Below are 17,904 nucleotides of genomic sequence, written 5' to 3' on the forward strand. Positions count from 1 at the left end.
GTTGCTCCGGGCCGCCGGACCTCCCGGTCAGGCCCTCCCCCGGTCCCCCGAGGCGATGCCCTTGAGGAGCTCCACCACCTCGGCGGCGGAGGCCGGCCGGGCGGCGATGTCCTTGGCCATGAGGCGCTGCAGCAGATCCGCGTAGACCGGCGGCAGCTCCGGAACGGCGGTCCGCACATCCGGAGCCGGCGTCTCGAGCTGGTGGCGCAGGATGTCCTGGACCTCGCCGCCCTCGAAGGGCGGGCGCCCCGCGCTGAGTTCGTAGAGCATCACGCCCAGGGCGTAGAGGTCCGTGCGGGGATCCGCCCGTTCACCCCGCACCTGCTCCGGCGCCATGTAGCGCGGCGTGCCGAAGATCAGGCCCTCGCGGGTCGCCCCCGTCGCGGCCACGGGGGCCGCCAGGCCGAAATCCATGAGCTTGGCGTCGCCCCGGGCATCGAAGAGCACATTGAGGGGCTTGATGTCCCGGTGCACCACGCCCACGGCATGGGCAGCCTCCAGCCCTTCCGCCACCTGGCGCCCGATGCGCAGGGCCAGGGGCAGGGGCAGGCGGCCGCGGTCGTCCAGCAGCTGCTTGAGCGTCACGCCCTTGAGGTATTCCATGGTCACGAAGGGGACCCCGTCCGCTTCCCCGAAATCATGGGTGCGCAGCACATGGCGGTGGGTGATCCGACGGGCCAGCCGGATCTCCTGCTTGAGCTGGCCCAGAAAGGCCGGATCGAGGCCGCGCTCGGGGCGGAGGATCTTGATGGCCACCTCCTCGTCCAGCTGCTGATCCCGGGCCTTCAGCACCAGGCCCATGCCGCCCCGGCCCAGCACCGACTCCAGGCGATAGCGGCCCGCAAAGAGATCGCCCTCCTTCAGCACCAGCCGCCGCTGGGAGCCCACGGCCTCGCCCGTCAGGGCCGGCCGTTCACCGGGCATCGGCACCGTGGCCTCCATGTCCACCACGGCGAGGTCTTCGGTGCCGGGGCCCGGATGGCCGGGGGCAGCGCGCAGCGGGGCCAGCGCGGCCAGCAGGTCATCCTTGGCCTTCAGCTCGCCGAGAAGGGCCCGGAAAGCCGAGGTGAGGGCCCCGACCTCGTCCCCAACCTCGCCTCCGGCCGGGCCGGGGGGCAGGCCGGGGCGGCCCCCCAACGCCAGCTCCGCCGTGGCCTCGGTGAGCCGAGCCAGGGGGGCCGTCACGCTCCGGGCTGCATGCAGCGCCAAGGCCAGGGCCACCAGCAGGCCCCCGAAGCCGGTTCCGAGGATGATCCACTGCAGCCGCCGGAACGGGGCCATGAAGGGATCCAGGGGCAGCAGCAGGGCCGTGGCCAGCTCGTGCTTCAGCCCATCCGTCCCCCGCAGGGGCGTAATGCGGCCCAGGTAGTCCGCGCCGTGGATCCGGAACGCCAGCAGCCCCGAAGGCTGGCCCTGGAGGAGGGCCGCCCGGATGGGGGCGTAGCGGACGCCCTCCAGGGCCGCCGCCAAGCCTGCCTGGGCAGCGGGCTCCAGGGTGCTGCCGACGATGCGACCCCGGCTGAGGAGGGCCACCTGGGAAGGAGGCTCGGCCCGGCCCACGGCCGTGTCCCGGAGGTCCGCCGCGGCCCGGTCCCCCAGCCGGATCCCCACCAGCATGGCGCCGATGAGGTCACCGCCCGGCAGCCGCAGGGGGCGGGCCACCGCCAGGTAGAAGCCCGCATGGGTGCCCGAGGGGAACTCGAGGAAGCCCGCGTACGAGGGGCCCTCGATGCCCGCGGCCCGGGCGCCTTCGGGATCCAGGGCCATCTGGGCGATGGCCACATCGCCGTAGTCCCGACGCCCGCCATCCGTGGTGCAGGACAGGCGGCGCCCATCCGGGCGGACGATGGCGGCGACATCCGCCTGGAGGTTCGGAAGGCTCTGCAGCAGGTGATCGCGGACACTGGCCTCGTCCCCGCGCTTGGCGGCGCTGTCGAGATAGGCACTGTTGGTGCTCTGGGCGACGAAGACCTCCAACCCGGCGTCCAGCACGCGGGCCTCCTGGGGGATGTGCTTGTCCAGCACGCGGCCCGCCGTGCGAAGCCCCCGTTCGGCGGCGTCCCGCGCCCCCTTCTGGGCCTGCTGGTAGGCCACGCCCAGCACCGCCCCCACCACCAGCACCACCAGGAGCGCCGTGCGCAAGAAGAACTTCCAGGCGAGGGAATGGGGCCAGCGCACCGGGGCCATCGGGGGTCCTTCGAGGTAGATTGGTGGACGATCTTACCCTTACCTCCGATGGGCCACCGGCCGAATCCGCCTTTCGCGGAGTCCCGGCGGCCCCCGGGCGGAACCCGAGGAGGTCCATGAACGAACGGCACAGCCTCCAGACGGTCCTCGGTGGGCCCTCCGCATGAGCCGGATCCGGAGCCTCCTGCTGCTGGCCGCGGCCTGGCCGATCCTGGCCGGCGAGCTGAAGGGCCCGGTCACGATCCTGCGCAAGGACGGCCGGCGCCTCGAAACCCTCGTGGACGGCCTGGCCATGCTGGAGCCCCTGGGGCCCAAGCCCAAGGTGGAGAAGCGTCCCCCCACCCGCATCCGCACGCTGGGCAAGCGGTTCATCCCCCGGGTCTCCTGGACCACGCCGGGCAGCGAGGTGGCGTTCCCCAACCTGGATCACATCCTCCACAATGTGTTCAGCCCCTGTTGCGCGAACCCCTTCGACACGGGCCTCTACCAGCCGGGCGACTCGCCGCGCATCACCGTGCAGAAGCCCGGCCTCGTGAAGCTCTACTGCAATGTGCACAACGGCATGAACGCCTTCCTGTGGGTGGTCGAGACGCCCTGGGTGCAGCCCCTGGACGCGCGCACCGGCCTGGATTTCCGGGAGCTCCCCCCCGGTCCCTACCGGCTGAGGATCTGGCACCCGGAAACCGGGGAGAAGGTGTGGATGGTGAGCATCGGCGAAGGGACCACCCGCGGCGACTGGACCCTCAGCGCCACCCTGCCCGCCGTCGAGCCCCACAAGAACAAGTTCGGCCAGGACTACCCGCCCGCCAAGGACGAGAGCTCGTACTGAGAGGTCGTCACCAAGCCCGGCGCTACTCCCGGGCGCCCTTGCGGATGCGGTCCATCTCGCGCTTCTGTTCGCGCTGCTTCAGGGCCTCGCGCTTGTCGCTGTGGGCCTTGCCCTCGGCCAGGGCCACCTTCACCTTGATCATCCCCTGGTCGTTCAGATAGATCGCCAGGGGGATGATGGTCAGGCCCTTGCGCACCACCTTGGCCGTCATCTTGGTGATCTCGGCCTTGTGCAGCAGCAGCTTGCGGGGCCGCAGGGGCTCGTGGTTGGCATCCGTGCCGAACGCGTAGGGAGAGATGTGGGCCTGCTTCAGCCAGAGCTCGCCGCCCACGGCATCCACATAGGCATCCTGAAGCTGGCCCAGGCCCGCCCGGAGGGACTTGACCTCGGTGCCCTGCAGGGCGATCCCCGCCTCCCAGGTCTCGAGGACATGGTAGTCGTGGAAGGCTTTGCGGTTGCGGACGAGATCTTCGGACATCGGAACAGTGTAGCGTCCCGGTACACTGGCGCTTTTGGGACGCCCCGATGCTGCAGAAGATCCTCGCCCCGATCGTCGCCTGGATGGTGGCCGTCATGGCCGCCATGGGGCCCCTCGGCGTCATGCTGCTCATGGCCATCGAAAGCGCCTGCATCCCCCTGCCCAGCGAAGTGATCATGCCCTTCGCGGGCTACCTCGCCTACAAGGGGCAGCTCACCTTCTTCGGCCTCGGCGCGGGCAATCCCGTGGCCCAGATCTGGATCGCGGGCATCTTCGGCGCCATCGGCTGCAACCTGGGCAGCGTCCCCGCCTACGAGGTGGGCGCCTGGGGCGGGAGGCGCGCCGTGGAGAAGTACGGCCGCTACATCTGGCTGCACACGGGCCACCTGGATCAGGCCCACCGCTTCTTCGAGCGGTTCGGCCCCTGGGCCATCTTCATCGGCCGCCTGCTGCCCGTCGTACGCACCTTCATCGCCCTGCCGGCCGGCATCGCCCGCATGGACCGCACCCGCTTCCACCTCTACACCTTCGCCGGCAGCCTGCCCTGGTGCCTGGGCCTGGCCTGGGTGGGCTACAAGCTCGGCGAGAAGTGGAACACCCTCGGGCAGTACTTCCACAAGCTGGATGCCGTCATCGGCGTGCTGATCGTGGCGGGCGTGGTGTGGTTCTTCTACGACCACTTCAAGCACCGGGCCAAGGGCTGATTCCCGCGCGGTGCCGCGGGAAGCAATCACTGACCCTAGCCGAGGATCCGGTTGCCGCTGGCTCCCCAGGGCTGGAGCGCCTGCAGGGCGGGCTGGACGGGCTTGCCCGGACGCTGGAGCTGGGTGAGTTCCAGGGCGCCTTCCGGCGTGGTGAGCCAGGCGCCCTCCTTGCCCCAGAGCAGCTGGCCGGGATCGCGGTAGCAGGTGCGCAGGGCTCCCACGGCGCAGACCTTGAGGGCCTGGCCCTCCATCTGCAGTTCGGAGCCGGGCCAGGGCCAGAGGGCCCGCACCTGGCGGTGCAGGTCCGCTGCGGGACGGCGCCAGTCCAGGGGGCTCATGTCCTTGCGGAGCTTCGAGGCGTAGGTCGCCAGTTCGTGCCGCTGCTCCGCGGGTTTGCCGCAGCCGCAGAGCAGGAGGGGCAGCTGGTCCATGAGCAGGTCGGCGGCATCCTTGGAGAGGGCGGCCAGCAGGCTCTCGGCGGTGTCCTCCTGGCCGATGGGCCGGCGGGACTGGGCCAGCACGGGCCCCTCGTCCAGCCCTTCGGTCAGGCGCATGAGGCTGACGCCGGTCTCCTCGTCGCCGGCCATCAGGGCGTGGTTCACCGGGGCCGCGCCGCGCCAGTGGGGCAGCAGGGAGAAGTGCAGGTTCCACACGCCCCGGGGGCAGGAGTCCAGCATCCAACGCGGGAGGAGGTGGCCGTAGGCGACCACGATGGCCAGGTCGATCTGCAGGAATTCCCAGAGTTCCCGGACCTCCGGCACCCGCCAGCTCAGGGGCTGGTGGACGGGCAGGCCCAGGTCCAGGGCGGCCGCCTTCACAGGCGGTGCCTCGACATGGCGCCCCCGGCCCGAGGGCCGGTCGGGATTGCAGAACACGGCCTCGATGCCTTCCTCGGCGAGGGCCCTCAACGACGGAACGGCCGCGCGGGGGGTGCCGAGGAAGGCAATTCGGGTCATGACCGGGCCTGTTTCTGGTATTTGCGCTGGATGACCTGACGCTTCACCGGGCCGAAGTATTCCACGAAGAGCCGGCCGCGCAGGTGGTCGATCTCGTGGCAGAAGGCCCGGGCCATCAGATCTTCACCCACCAGCTCGTGCCAGCTGCCGTCCTTCGCCCGGTTCCGGATCGTCACCTTCTGGGGGCGCTCCAGCACCTCGCGGACGCCCGGGATGGACAGGCAGCCCTCGGGCCCGACCTGGACCCCTTCCTCCAGGATGATCTCGGGGTTGATGAGGATGATCCTCTGGGCCGGATCCTCGCCACAGGAGCAGTCGATCACCGCCAGGTTCAGGTTCCGGCCGATCTGGGGGGCCGCGAGCCCCACGCCCTCTTCAAAGAGGGTGGTCTCGAACATGTCCTCCGAGAGCTGCTCCAGCTCGGGGGTCCATTCACCCACATCCTCGCTGTTCTTCTTGAGGCGGGGATCCCCCCAGGTGATCACGGGCAAGACGGCCATGCAAACGCTCCAGCATTCCAGTGTAATGCATCCCCATTCCCGGGGTAATCTGGGAGGTCCGCGTCCCGGAGCCCCGCATGCTGCGTTCCTTCCGTCAGGTCTTCAAATCCAACCGCACGCCCATGGCGGCGGTGATGATCGTGGTCCTCCTGGGCCTAGTGGCCTACCTGGCCCCTTCCGGCCGGGTGGACACCCCAGATACGGTCGTGGCTCGCGTCTACGGGCGCGAGGTGCTGCTGCGGGACATGGCCGAGCACATGCAGGAGCTCTACCAGCGCTTCGGCAAGCAGGGCAACCCCGAGGCCCTCAAGCCCTTCATCCAGTCCCAGGCCCTGCGCGACCTGATGAACCAGAAGCTCATGGAGGAGCTGGCGGACCGGCACGGGGTAGTGGTCACCGACGAGGAAGTCGGCGCCCGCCTCCGGGCCTTCCTGCGCCAGTACCCCGTCCTGCTGGATCCCCAAGGCAACCTGAAGTCCACGGCGGAACTCAAGCAGATCTTCCAGGAAACCGGGTTCAACCCCGCCCTGCAGGAGCGGAATCTCCGCAACGAGCTGCTGCGGACCAAGCTGATCCAGCAGGCGGCCCTCCAGGTGCCCGTGGATGAGGCCTGGCTGGCGGTGGAGCATCGCCTGCGCAACGAGAAGGTGGGCTTCCAGCAGGCCACCCTGGCCGTGGACGCCACCATGGTGGCCGATCCCGGCGACGCCGCCCTCGAGGCCATCTACAAGGCCGGCAGCCAGCGCTTCCTCCAGCCCCCCCGCCGGATCATCCAGTTCGTGGCCGTAGACCGCGCCGCCCTGGGCAAGGCCGCCGAGACCGACGAAGCCGCCCTCAAGGCCGCCTTCGAGGCCCGCAAGAGCGACTACATCGAGTTCAAGGCCCGCCACATCCTCTTCAAGGCCGAGGGCGACGCCCAGATGCAGGAGGCCACCGCCAAGGCCCAGCTGCTGCGCGAGCGGCTGGTCAAGGGCCAGGACTTCGGCAAGGCCGCCGAGGAGCTCAGCGAGGATCCCAGCGCCAAGGGCAATGGTGGCGATCTCGGCTGGTTCAACGCCGCGAGGATGGTCAAGCCGTTCTCGGACGCCGCCGCCGCCCTGAAGCCCGGTGAGATCAGCCAGCCCGTGCGCACCCAGTATGGCGTCCACCTCATCAAGCTCGAGGGTCGCCGCGAGAAGCGCTTCGACGATGTGAAGGCCGAGCTGGCCCAGGAGATCTCCGACGGCCGCTTCAACACCCGCGCCCAGGAGCGCCTGGAGCAGATCCGCAAGCGCGCCAACGGCGGCGACCTGGCCGCGGCCGCCAAGAGCCTGGGCAGCCAGGCCCAGCTCAGCCAGCCCTTCGCCAATGAGCCCGGCGCTCAGTCCGAGGGCCTGCCCGAGCTGCCTCAGCTCGCCAGCGAGGCCTTCCGCCTGAAGGTCGGCGAGGTGTCCAAGCCCCAGCGCATCGGCGACCGCCACCTGATCTTCCGAGTGCAGGAGGAGCTGCCCGAGGCCGTGCCCCCCTTCAAGGAAGTCCGCGCCAAGGTCCTGGCGGCCTATCGCCTCGAAGAAGCCCGCAAGCAGACCCTCGCCAAGGCCCAGCAGGCCCTCCAATCCGGCGGCCTCCAGGCCGTGGGCCCCATCAGCGACCAAGCGGCCGCGCCCCTCAACGGGATGCGCGACCTGGTGGCCCATCCGGGCATCCGCAAGGCCCTGCTGGAGACCCCCGTGGGCCAGACCACGCCCCTGCTCTGGACCCAGGATGGCAAGCTCTGGGTGGCCCGCATCACCTCCCGCGATCCCGCCCCCGCCCTCACCTTCGAAAGCCGCCGCGGCCTGATCCAGGAAGTCCAGACCACCGAAGCCCAGAAGCTCCTTTCGGCGGAACTGCAGACCCTCGATCAGCAGGGTCGCCAGCGCCCCGGCTTCAGCAGCTTCTGGGGCCACTTCAGTGGCATCTATGTGAACGCCAGTGCCGTCTCGGTGCCCGTGGAAGAGTAGGCGACGACCGTCAGACGCCGGGGGCTGCAGGCTGGAAGCCGACAGCCCCCGGAATTTGTACCTCCGGATCCGCAGGGCCGGACAGCAGCTGTCCGGCGGTCCCCTGCCCCACCGGCCGGCCGCCTTGAAGCATGAGCACCTGGTCACAGAGGATCCGGACCGAAGGCAGGTCGTGGCTCACGAGCAGGAGGGCGGTGCCCTCCGCCTTCAGCTCCAGCAGCAGGTTCAGCAGGTGCCCGGCCAGGGTGGGATCCAGCGCCGAGAAGGGCTCGTCCAGCACCAGCAGGACCGGCTCCAGCATGAGGGCCCGCCCCAGGCAGAGCCGCTGGGCCAGCCCGCCGGACCAGGCCGCGGGGCGCTGGGCCAGGGCCGCTTCGGGGAACTTCACCCGGGCCGCCATGCGGGCCGCCGCCCCTCTCCGCTCCGATTCGGATCCGCGACGCCAAATGTCCAGGGGCTCCTGGAGGATCTCCCAACCCGTGCGGTGGGGCGGCAGGCTGGCCAGCGGATCCTGGAACACGGCCTGGACGCGTGGCCGGCGGGGCCGGCGCTCCGACTCCACCAGGGGCGACCAGGGGCGGCCTTCGAGCGTGATCCGGCCCTCGGTGGGATCGAGCAGGCCCAGCACCAGGTTCACCAGGGTGCTCTTGCCGGCCCCGCTCTCCCCCACGACACCCCAGGCCTCGCCCGGCGCCATGGCTAGGGAGACCTCCCTCAGATCCCAGCGCCCGCCCCGCTGAAGGCCAAGACCTTCCGCGCAGAGGAGGGGCGCCGGATTCAGCGGATCACCGCCGCACCCACATAAGGCTGCAGCACCTCGGGCACCCGGATGCTGCCGTCGGGCTGCTGGTAGTTCTCGAGGATGGCCACCCAGGTGCGGCCCACGGCGAGGCCGCTGCCGTTCAGGGTGTTCACGAAGGCCGGCTTGCCCTCCTTGCCGCGGGCGCGGATGTTCGCGCGCCGGGCCTGGAAGTCGCCGAACCAGCTGCAGGAGCTGATCTCCCGGTAGGTGTTCTGCGAGGGCAGCCACACCTCCAGGTCGTAGGTCTTCTGGCTGCTGAAGCCCATGTCGCCCGTGCAGAGCAGCATCCGGCGGTAGGGCAGGCCGAGGGCCTCGAGGATGGCCTCCGCGTCCGCGGTGAGGCGCTCCAGCTCAGCCTCCGCCTGCTCAGCGGCGGCGAAGGTCACCAGCTCGACCTTGTGGAACTGATGCTGGCGGATGATGCCTTTGGTGTCCTTGCCGTAGCTGCCCGCCTCGCTGCGGAAGCAGGGGGTGAAGGCGCAGTGGCGCAGGGGCAGCGATTCCGCAGCCAGGATCTCGTCGCGGTAGAGGTTCGTGACGGGCACTTCCGCCGTGGGGATCAGATACAGCGCCCCGTCGCCATGGGGGGTCTTGAAGAGGTCCTGTTCGAACTTCGGCAGCTGGCCCGTGCCGTACATGCTCTCCGCGTTCACCAGGTAGGGAGGGATGACCTCGGTGTAGCCCGCGCCGGTCTGGCGGTCGAGCATGAACGAGATGAGGGCCCGCTCCAACCTGGCGCCCTGCCCCTTCAGGACCGAGAAGCGCGCGCCGCTGATCTTGGCCGCGCGGTCCAGGTCGAGGATGCCCAGGGTGGTGCCCAACTCCACATGATCCCGGGGTGCATCAATGCTGGGGATCTGCCCCCAACGCTTGATCTCGACATTGGCGTGCTCGTCGCGGCCGCTGGGCACGCTGGCGTGGGGCGGGTTGGGAATGCCCGCGAGGAAATCCTTGAAGGCCGCTTCGATCTCGCGCTCGGCGGCTTCCAGCGCCTTGAGCTGGTCCCCCACCTCGCGCTGCTGGGCGATGAGGTGGTCCGCGTTCTCCTTGGCCCGCTTGAGGCGGCCCACCTCCTCGCTGACGCGGTTCCGTTCGGCCTTCAGTGCCTCCGCCTCCTGCAGGGCCGCGCGGCGGCGCTGGTCCAGCTCCTGGTAGCGGGCCCGGTCCAGCGTGTAGCCGCGCTCCGCCAGCCGTGCCGCCACGGCGTCGAGATCGTTGCGCAGGAGGTTGGCGTCGAGCATGTGGTGGGTACCCCGGAAACCCTCATTCTAGCGGGCCCTACCGGGAGGGCATCACGCGCCGATCAGACCTGCGACCACGATCCTTCAGGCATCGGCTCTCCGGCCCACGGTACCCCGAAGGCCTCCCGCGCTTCGGCGATCCCCCCCCCGGCGCCCAGCACCAGTCCGAGCTTGGCCAGGGCGGCCCAGCGGGTATGCAGGCCACCGGAGATGGCGCCCCACGCCTGGATCTTCTGCCCCAGCTCGTAGGCGGAGAGGTCCACGCCACCATAGGGACACTGGGAGATCACCACCACGGGCAGCTTCCGGCGTTCGCCATCGCGGAAGAGGGCTTCCAGGTCGGCGCGGCCCGTGGGCAGGTTGCCGGCGCCGAAGGCCTGGATCAGCACCGCCTTGGCGCCCGCCGGTGCGGGGCTCCAGGCCATGCCCGGGTGGGGCGTGACCGTGTGGATGTTCAGGTCGAACGCGCTCCCCAGCCCCGCGGGGACCTGACGGACGAACTGGCCCACTTCCGGATGCAGACGGATCTCCGCCCCGATCTCGGCCAGGGGCGGCAGGTTCGGGCTCTGGAAGGCCTCGAACTGGTGGACGCTGAGCTTGTCGGCCGCCACGCCGCGGATCCAGTGGGTGCCGAAGCAGATGCCCACTTCGGGGATGCCGCGGCAGGCCAGGTCGACGGCGTTCACCAGGTTGCTGCGGGCGTCGCTGCGGACGAAGGCCAGGGGCCGCTGGCTGCCCGTCAGCACCACGGGCTTGCCCAGGTCCGCCAGCAGGAAGCCCAGACAGGAGGCCGTGAACGCCATCGTATCCGTGCCGTGGATGATGACGAAGCCGCTAAAATCTCGCGCGGCGGCGCGGATGCGGGCCGCCAGGGTCAGGATGTCCGAAGGTTCCAGACACGCCGAGTCCTGGTTGAAGGGCACCTCCACCGACAGCTTCGCCATCTGGCCCAGCTCCGGCACCTGTTCCAGCAGGTGATCCAGGAACCGCCCCGGCGCGAGAGAGGCCGGATCCCCGCTGGGCGCCATGCCCAGGGTGCCGCCGGTATGGAGGAGCAGGATCGTACGCATGCCTCCACCCTATCCAAACCGGACGGGCCGCTCCAGCCGAGGCGGCTCGGCAGGATTCGTCAGAGGCCCGTCCGGATGATTTACTGGAGGAGGACTTCCCTCCGCCATGCGCCGCATCCCCCGCTACATCCAGATGATCGCTGCCCGCTATATCCGGCGGCTGCTGAGGAATCGCCTGGCCGGACATCAGCTGCAGGCGGCGGTGGAAACCGCGCTGGCCACCCTGCCCATCCAAGAGAAGCTGCTGGTGCGGGAGGGAGCGCTTCGATCCGAGGCCCTCAATCGCCAGCTGGCCTGGGCCATGGCCTTTGTGGCCGGGGCGGTGAACGCCGGCGGCTTCCTGGCCGTCAGCCACTACACCTCCCACATGACCGGGGTGGTCTCCTCCATGGCGGACGAACTGGCCGATGGCGACCTCACCACCGCCCTCGCCGCCCTCGCCATGATGCTGAGCTTCTTCGCCGGGGCCTTCGTCTGCACCACGCTCATCAGCTTCGGCCAGCGGCGGCGCATGCGCAGCCGCTATGCCTTGACTCTGGTGCTGGAGGCCGTGCTGATGCTGGTGTTCGGGTTCATGGGGAACCAGCTGCAGCAGGAGATCCGCTTCACCCTGCCCAGCACCGTGATGCTGCTCTGCTTCATCATGGGCCTGCACAACGCCGTGACCTCCATCATCTCCGGGGCCGCCGTGCGCACCACGCACCTGACGGGCACGGTGACGGACATCGGCATCGAGCTGAGCCGGCTCACCTATGTGAATGTCCACCACCGCCACGGTCGCGAGCGCATCGTCGCCAACCGCCAGAAGCTGCGGCTGCTGCTGCTCATCCTGGCCTCCTTCCTGGCGGGCGGCGTGGTGGGTGCCCTGGGCTTCCGGCACATCGGCTTCAAAGTCACGGTGCCCCTGGCGGGCTTCGTCTGCTTCCTGGCGGCCCGGCCCCTGCTGCTGGAGCTGCGCCTGCTCCTGCACCGTCTCCGCCGCCAGTGGTCGCCCGACGACTCCGGCTTGTCCGACTGAAGCACGCTGACAGCGGGCTAACTCACCTCGAGCCCCGACCGGCGTTCCACCCCTTCGATCTTCCGGGTCCGCGCCGCGCCCTGCCCGCCGATGAGCAGCCGGCACTCCCTGGGCAGCCGGTCCTTCAGGTCCATGAGGAGGCGCCGGGCGGTCTCTCCGGAACTCTGGATGGACAGGCTCACTGCCACGCGGTCCGCCTTCAGGGTGCGGGCCGCATGGGCGATGCTGGCCACCGGGAGGTCCACCCCCAGCAGCTCCGTGCGGAGGCCTGAGGCAGCATAGGCCAGGGCCGCCATGAGCAATCCCAGCCGGTGGCGCTCACCGGGCAGGGTGGCCAGCAGCACCATCCCCTGGCCGGGCCGGGGCTGACAGCCCTGCCTCAGCTCCCGGAGGAAGTCTTCGAGGATCTCCGTGAGCAGGTGTTCCTGGTGGACGCCAAGGCTCCCGTCGGCCCAGGCCATGCCCACCCGATCCAGCAGCGGCGACACCACCTGCTGGAGGAAAGGCTTCCAGGGCAGCCGGCCCAGGGCCTCCCGCAGCAGGCGCCGGATGCCCTCCGTATCCATGGCCACCACGGCCAGGAAAAGCGCCTCCACCACGGGGTGGCCCTCGGGCGCCAGCAGGCGCTTCAACTCTGCTTCCGCAGACCGCGCCACGACGGCCGGGCGGTGCCCCTGGGCCACCGCCTCGGCCATGAGCCTCAGGCGGTGAAGATCCTCCCGCCGGTAGCGGCGGTGGCCGGAAGGCAGCCGAAGGGGCATCGGAAAGCCGTAGCGGCGCTCCCACACCCGCACCACATCGGCCGAGAGGCCCGTCTCCGAGCAGATGTCCCCGATGCTCAGCAGGTCCGGTTCCACTTTCCCCATCGCCCCTCCCGGACCCTGTCCAGGGGTTGAAGATCAGGCCTCAAGGAGAAAATGTCTAGATCATTTCTTGGCCAATTAAACAGCCACCACCGCCGCCTTGACCTCGTCGAAGCCCTGGTCGCTGGCGCAGCTCACCACCACCGCGCAGTGCCCGGGTTGGCTGGAAGGCAGCTGGACCTGACCGGCGAAGCGACCCGCCTCATCGGTCCGCCCGGAGATCAGGGCGGTGGCCTTCTTGAGGCTGGACACCAGCTTGACGGTCACTTCCGCCCCGGTCACGGGGCTCTGGCTCTGGCACAACCGGGCGGCCACCTGCACCCGGAACAACTCCCCGAAGGCGGGCTTCAAGGGCTGGTCCAGCACCAGCTCCAGCGTGTCCACATCCCCCTCCTGCTGAAGGAACTCGAGGATGGCCTGGTCCAGGGGCCGCTCGCTGAAAGCCTGCTGCTCCAGGAGGTCCGGCGGGGTCTGGTCGTATTTGCCGTTCTTGATGTCGCGGATGATGGCCCGGTGCTGCTCGTCCATGCGGCTCTGGATGGCGGACTCTGCCATCGGGGGGCTGTTCAGCAGGTCCTCGTACGAGGAGCGGTAGCTGTCGAGGATCTCGCCCCCCACATAGATCAGGGTCTCGATCCGGGGGTTGGACAGCCCCTTGTCCTCCGTCTGCACATGGTAGACCCGGTTCCCGTGGCGTACATCCGTGTTGTAGCCGGTGATCATGGGAGGGACCTGGGGGACGGAGAGGCCGGGCGCATCATGGGCCTACCTCTGCAATCTTCCCGCCAGATCCGGCATGACTTCCCAGGCGATCTCGCGGACCACCTGATCGCCCATGCGCGCGACCACCGCCTTGACCAGGGCATCCACCAGAACGGGGTCCGCCAGGAGCGCCTGGACGAGGGCCTGCGCCTGCTCTGAGGGCACGGCGGGCTGACCGGCAACGGCAGGCGCCTGCCCGGCTGCGGCAGGGGCTGCCATGATGGCGGCCTCGGGAGCGGGCTCGGCGACCGGCTCGGGTGCCGGTTCTGGGATCGCCGGAACCGGTGCCACAGCCTGCGGGAAGACCGGCTCGTGCGTCTCGCCCAACAGCGCCGCCGCTGCGGCGGCCAGGCCGGTGGCCCCCATGGCCGCCATGCCACTAGAGAAGCCCGCCGCCTTCGCGGGAGGCTCCACCTCAGGCAGGGGCGGCAGGTCCATGTCGGTCGGGAAGACATCCAGCGCCTCGAGTCCCGAGAGGGTGACGGTGTCCTCGTCGACGGGCAGCTCGACCAAGGCCGCCGCATCAGGCGCCGCGGGGTCCTCCGGGTGCGCCGCCAAGGGCTCGACCACCTCGGGAACCGGCATCACGGGCTCGGCGGCGAGATCCTGGAGGCTTTCCAGGTCCAGTTCCTCGAGTTCCAGATGAATCTCCGGCGCCGCGGCATCGACCTCGCCAGCCCCAGGAGCGACGGGAGCCTCCTCCGGCCAGAGGTCTTCGGCGGTGAGCACCAGGAGATCGTCTTCGGTGGCGGGCAGGTCCAGGTCCTGGGTCGGATGAGCTTCCACGGGCGCCGCTTCCGGCCGGAACTCGGGCAGGGAGGCTTCCGCCATCCGCACCAGGTCCTTGGCGGAGGTGGCAGGGACCGTGGTGAAGGCGGAGGGCTCGGGCGTGCTCACCACCGGCGTGGCCAGGAGGGCCTTCACGCGGTCGCCCAGTTCCCGCAATTCGATGGGCTTCTTCAGGAAGCCCTGCACCGGGGCCTTCGCCAGCTTGGAGGGGTCCACGGGATCGAGGACCCCGGCCATGAGGGCGATGGGCAGATGGGCGGTCTCCGGCATGGCCCGCAGGCGACCCAGCAGGGTCCAGCCGTCCATGCCAGGCATGGCAGTGTCCACCAGGGCCACATCGAACCGCTCGCCGCGCGCGATGCGATCCAGGGCCTCCGCCGCGGAATCGACGCAGACCAGTTCCACATCCGTGTGGGCCAGAAGGGACTCGGCAATGCGGTGGATGCTCGGATTGTCGTCCACGAGGAGGAGACGTGGCATCGGTTACCTCGGGAAGCCGGGAGGAAGAAAGAGGTGGCTGGGCACAACGCTACCAGAAATGTGCACTTCCAACGCAAACGATCGACGCGGCAACCTAAGGATTCAGCGCAGCAGCTTCTTGAGGACGCGCAGCCGTTCCACCTCCACCAGGCGCACCAGCAGCACGCGGTCGCCCACCCAGACCCAGGCCGTCCCCAGGGGCTCCCTCAGCGCCACCTCGGGCCCCCGCGGGAGCCACCCCTTCACGGAGGCCCGCAGGCTCACCGCGGCGCGCCAATCGGGGCGATGCGCCTCGAAAAGGGCCTGGCGCTGGCGCTCGGGTGGCAGAGCGCTCTCATTCCACCGCTGGTCCCAAGCATCGATGGCGCCATTCTCCCGCCAGGCCCAGGCGGGATCCCAGGCGGGCCAGGGCAGCGCTCCTTCCGGCACGGGGCTCCATTCCACCTTGGCTGGTGGGCTGGTGCGGCGGGCCATGCCCTCCTCGGGCAGGGGCGCCACCAGGGCCATGCGCTGCGGCGGATGGGCGGTGAGCAGGCCCGGCCCCGCAGCTTGGCGGCGCCACCGTCCCCCTTCCAGCCACCAGGCCGTCCAGCCCTGGATGCCGCCATGCCACAGCCGGTCCCCCCGGGGGAACCAGAGCCGGTCGCCGGCGTGCCAGGGGAGGTCGAGGCGGGCACCGGGCAGGTCCCGGCCATCCTCGGACAGGGCCTCCACCTTGGTGGCCAGGCCCCGCGGCGGGGCCGGCAGGCCGGGTTCATCCCAGGCCGCGAGCGTGGGTTCGGTGGCCTCCCCTTCCAAGGGGAGGGTCGTGAGCAGCAGGGCCGGCTCCGTCCTGGGCTCGGCGGGCTCGGGAAGTCCCAGGAGCGCCGCCCGCCCATCCCAGCTGAAGCGGCTCCAGGGACCGGACTGGGTGGACCAGATCACCCGGCCCTCCGGTACCTCCAGCAGCCGGGTCTCGAAGCGCGCGGGACCCATCTGCAGGGTCACCAGCAGACGGCTGCCCTTGGCGGGATCGAGCCGCGCCGAGCAGAGCGGCGCATCAAACCGGTACCGGCGCCATTCCAGGCCGCGCCAGAGCACCACTTCGCTGCGCCCTCCAGGGCCGTTCAGCGCAAGGCCCTGGTCCGCGAGGTAGGGCGAGGCTGGCTCCCAGGGCGTGCCGAAGCCCCCCTCGAAGGGCCAGGGCTCGGACTGGTCGGGATCCTGTGCGCCCTGGAAGCGGGGGGACCAGCCATCCTCCAGGCGCCACTCCGCCAGGACCTCGAAGCCCCCGAGGTTCATGAGTGCGGGCGTCTCCACCGCCGTGACCCCGCCCGCGTTCACAGGACGCGGCGCCTGCACCACCGCGAAGAGCAGCAGCATGGCGGCGATGAAGAGGCTGGCGATGATGTACCGTTGGGGGATCACAAGGGGTCCGGTGCCTTTGCACCATCATGCCCCATCCCCGCGGAAGGCCGGTCCGAGATGAAGCACAAACCCGCCCTGGAGACCGAGCTGAAACTGCGCATCCCCGCCACCGGCCCGTACCGCCCCCTGTTGGAAGCCCTGGGGTTCCGCGAGGCCGTCCCCGCCCAGCCGGAAATCAGCGTGCTCTGGGACCGGAACGGGGAGCTGCGGACGGCGGGTTCCGCCCTCCGCACCCGTCGCTACGCGGGCCACCACCGCCTGACCTGGAAGGGCCCCAAGGTGCCCGATCCGATCCTGAAGATCCGCCCCGAGCATGAGACCGGCATCGAGGATGGATCCTCTCTGGAGGCCATCCTCCGCGCCCTCGGCTTCGAGCCCATCCTGCGCATGGAGAAGGTGCGGGCCGTGTGGGAGCGCGCGGAGCTCGAAGCCTGCCTCGACGAGACCCCCTTCGGTTGCTACCTCGAACTAGAGGGCGACCCCCAGGCCATCCGCGTCGCCATGGAAGGCTTGGGCCTGGCCCCCGACCGCGCCGAGCCCCGCAGCTACCCCGAGCTGTACCAGGCGCACGGCCTGGGCTGAAGAAGCTGGTCGCGGAAGACGGGATCGATGCGGAAGGCGCGGAGAGAAGAACCAGTCCTCTCTCCGCGCCTTCCGCGACCAGCCTGCTAGGCCTTCAGCACGCGCTCCAGGTCCTCGATGAGGTCCTGGACATCCTCCACGCCCACGCTGAGGCGGAGGAGGTTGTCGTTGATGCCCAGGCGCTGGCGGTCGGCCTCGGGCACGCTGCCGTGGGTCATGCTGGCAGGGTGGCAGACGAGGCTCTCCACGCCGCCCAGGCTCTCGGCCAGGGAGAAGACCTTGAACGAGGAGGCCATGCGCCGCGTGCGCTCGGCATCGCCCGTGTCGAAGCTCACGATGCCCGAGAAGCCCTTCATCTGCTGCTTGGCCAGGGCGTGCTGGGGATGGGATTCGAGGCCCGGGTAGTAGACGGCCTTCAGATCCTTGCGCTCTTCGAGCCAGCGGGCGATGCGAAGGGCACTGGCATTGTGGCGCTCCATGCGGAGGTGCAGCGTCTTGGTGCCCCGCAGGATGAGCCAGGATTCCATGGGCGAGAGAATGCCGCCGGCGGCCTTCTGGTGAAAGCGCAGGCCCTCGGCGATGTCCTCGCGGTTGGTGATGGCGATGCCGCCGATGGAGTCGCTGTGGCCGTTCAGATACTTGGTCGTGGAGTGGAAGACCAGGTCCGCCCCCAGCTCCAGGGGCCGCTGGTTGTACGGCGTGGCGAAGGTGTTGTCCACCGCCAACACGGCCGTGCAGCCCATCTGCGTCATCACGCGCCGCACGCCGGGGATGTCCGTGATCCCCAGCATGGGGTTGGTGGGCGTCTCCAGCATCACCAGCTTGGTGTTCGGGCGCAGCGCCGCCTGGAAGGCCGCCAGATCGCCGGTATCCACCTGGGTGTACGAGAGGCCGAACCGGGTCATCACCTTGTCCAGCAGGCGGAAGGTGCCGCCGTAGACATTGTCGCCCAGCACCACATGGTCGCCGCTGGAGAGCTGCTCGAAGATGGCCTGCACCGCCGCCATGCCCGAACCGAAGGCCATGCCGTGGGCGCCGCCCTCCAGCGCCGCGAGGTTGCCCTCCAGGGCATCGCGGGTGGGGTTGCGCACACGGGCGTAGTCGAAGCCCTTGTTGATGCCCAGCCCCTCCTGGATGTAGGTGCTGGTGAAGTAGACCGGCGTCATGATGGCGCCGTTGGTGGGATCCGGCGCCTGGCCTGCGTGGATGCAGCGGGTATCGAAACGGCCTTCGGTGTTCATGGGACCATCCTTC

17 protein-coding genes are annotated in these 17,904 nt (G+C 69.9%); 5 read left to right on the forward strand and 12 right to left on the reverse strand.

The genetic code is table 11. The features are described from left to right. Positions 1–27 precede the first annotated feature (27 nt). Complete coding sequence (locus tag QZ647_RS13775; RefSeq protein WP_291272713.1) at positions 28–2,142, reverse strand: serine/threonine-protein kinase; 2,115 nt, start codon at positions 2,140–2,142, stop codon at positions 28–30. Positions 2,143–2,350: 208 nt separating this feature from the next. Between QZ647_RS13775 and QZ647_RS13780 the strand changes: the two genes are divergently transcribed. After that, positions 2,351–3,016 (forward strand): hypothetical protein, encoded by a 666-nt coding sequence (locus QZ647_RS13780; RefSeq protein ID WP_291272714.1) that lies wholly within the window; start codon positions 2,351–2,353, stop codon positions 3,014–3,016. 22 nt (positions 3,017–3,038) lie between these two features. Here the strand turns inward: QZ647_RS13780 and smpB are convergent, their stop codons facing one another. Beyond that, a complete protein-coding gene (gene smpB / locus QZ647_RS13785) occupies positions 3,039–3,494 on the reverse strand; it encodes an SsrA-binding protein SmpB (RefSeq protein WP_291272715.1) in 456 nt (151 codons plus the stop codon). A 47-nt stretch (positions 3,495–3,541) separates the two neighbouring features. On the opposite strand from smpB, the gene QZ647_RS13790 reads away from it, so the two are divergent. Further along, positions 3,542–4,198 carry a DedA family protein gene (locus QZ647_RS13790; RefSeq protein WP_291272716.1) on the forward strand — a complete coding sequence of 219 codons (657 nt, stop codon included), beginning with the start codon at positions 3,542–3,544 and terminating at the stop codon, positions 4,196–4,198. Between the two features lie 35 nt (positions 4,199–4,233). Here QZ647_RS13790 and fmt read toward each other — a convergent pair whose 3' ends face one another. Next, positions 4,234–5,154, reverse strand: a complete 921-nt coding sequence (gene fmt / locus QZ647_RS13795; RefSeq protein WP_291272717.1) for a methionyl-tRNA formyltransferase — start codon at positions 5,152–5,154, stop codon at positions 4,234–4,236. Continuing rightward, entirely contained in the window at positions 5,151–5,654 is a 504-nt protein-coding gene (gene def / locus QZ647_RS13800) for a peptide deformylase (protein ID WP_291272718.1), read from the reverse strand. The genes fmt and def overlap by 4 nt, the downstream gene beginning before the upstream one ends. A gap of 77 nt (positions 5,655–5,731) precedes the next feature. Here def and QZ647_RS13805 point away from each other — a divergent pair, with 77 nt between their 5' ends. Then, on the forward strand, positions 5,732–7,636 hold the full coding sequence (locus QZ647_RS13805) for a peptidyl-prolyl cis-trans isomerase (protein ID WP_291272719.1): 1,905 nt from the start codon (positions 5,732–5,734) through the stop codon (positions 7,634–7,636). 10 nt (positions 7,637–7,646) lie between these two features. Here QZ647_RS13805 and QZ647_RS13810 read toward each other — a convergent pair whose 3' ends face one another. The 3 genes from QZ647_RS13810 to QZ647_RS13820 all read right to left on the reverse strand — a co-directional run bounded on the left by QZ647_RS13810 (position 7,647) and on the right by QZ647_RS13820 (position 10,749). Then, entirely contained in the window at positions 7,647–8,510 is an 864-nt protein-coding gene (locus QZ647_RS13810; RefSeq protein WP_291273035.1) for an ATP-binding cassette domain-containing protein, read from the reverse strand. After that, positions 8,414–9,679, reverse strand: a complete 1,266-nt coding sequence (gene serS, locus QZ647_RS13815) for a serine--tRNA ligase (protein ID WP_291272720.1) — start codon at positions 9,677–9,679, stop codon at positions 8,414–8,416. The genes QZ647_RS13810 and serS overlap by 97 nt, the downstream gene beginning before the upstream one ends. 62 nt (positions 9,680–9,741) lie before the next feature. Beyond that, positions 9,742–10,749 (reverse strand): asparaginase, encoded by a 1,008-nt coding sequence (locus QZ647_RS13820; RefSeq protein WP_291272721.1) that lies wholly within the window; start codon positions 10,747–10,749, stop codon positions 9,742–9,744. A 106-nt stretch (positions 10,750–10,855) separates the two neighbouring features. Here QZ647_RS13820 and QZ647_RS13825 point away from each other — a divergent pair, with 106 nt between their 5' ends. Further along, the gene (locus tag QZ647_RS13825; protein WP_291272722.1) at positions 10,856–11,767 is read left to right on the forward strand and encodes a YoaK family protein; all 912 of its coding nucleotides are present in this window, start codon (positions 10,856–10,858) and stop codon (positions 11,765–11,767) included. A 17-nt stretch (positions 11,768–11,784) separates the two neighbouring features. On the opposite strand, the gene QZ647_RS13830 is transcribed toward QZ647_RS13825, so the two are convergent. The 4 genes from QZ647_RS13830 to QZ647_RS13845 all read right to left on the reverse strand — a co-directional run bounded on the left by QZ647_RS13830 (position 11,785) and on the right by QZ647_RS13845 (position 16,068). After that, entirely contained in the window at positions 11,785–12,633 is an 849-nt protein-coding gene (locus QZ647_RS13830) for a MerR family transcriptional regulator (protein WP_291272723.1), read from the reverse strand. A gap of 75 nt (positions 12,634–12,708) precedes the next feature. Next, the gene (locus QZ647_RS13835; protein ID WP_291272724.1) at positions 12,709–13,353 is read right to left on the reverse strand and encodes a hypothetical protein; all 645 of its coding nucleotides are present in this window, start codon (positions 13,351–13,353) and stop codon (positions 12,709–12,711) included. A gap of 42 nt (positions 13,354–13,395) precedes the next feature. After that, positions 13,396–14,661: a response regulator gene (locus QZ647_RS13840; protein ID WP_291272725.1), complete on the reverse strand. Its 1,266-nt coding sequence runs from the start codon at positions 14,659–14,661 to the stop codon at positions 13,396–13,398. 102 nt (positions 14,662–14,763) lie between these two features. Continuing rightward, positions 14,764–16,068 (reverse strand): hypothetical protein, encoded by a 1,305-nt coding sequence (locus QZ647_RS13845; protein WP_291272726.1) that lies wholly within the window; start codon positions 16,066–16,068, stop codon positions 14,764–14,766. Between the two features lie 57 nt (positions 16,069–16,125). On the opposite strand from QZ647_RS13845, the gene QZ647_RS13850 reads away from it, so the two are divergent. Further along, entirely contained in the window at positions 16,126–16,650 is a 525-nt protein-coding gene (locus tag QZ647_RS13850) for a class IV adenylate cyclase (RefSeq protein WP_291272727.1), read from the forward strand. A gap of 86 nt (positions 16,651–16,736) precedes the next feature. On the opposite strand, the gene QZ647_RS13855 is transcribed toward QZ647_RS13850, so the two are convergent. Next, positions 16,737–17,891 carry a PLP-dependent aspartate aminotransferase family protein gene (locus QZ647_RS13855; RefSeq protein WP_291272728.1) on the reverse strand — a complete coding sequence of 385 codons (1,155 nt, stop codon included), beginning with the start codon at positions 17,889–17,891 and terminating at the stop codon, positions 16,737–16,739. Positions 17,892–17,904: the final 13 nt, after the last annotated feature.

This window comes from Geothrix sp., from assembly GCF_020622065.1.
Lineage (GTDB): Bacteria > Acidobacteriota > Holophagae > Holophagales > Holophagaceae > Geothrix.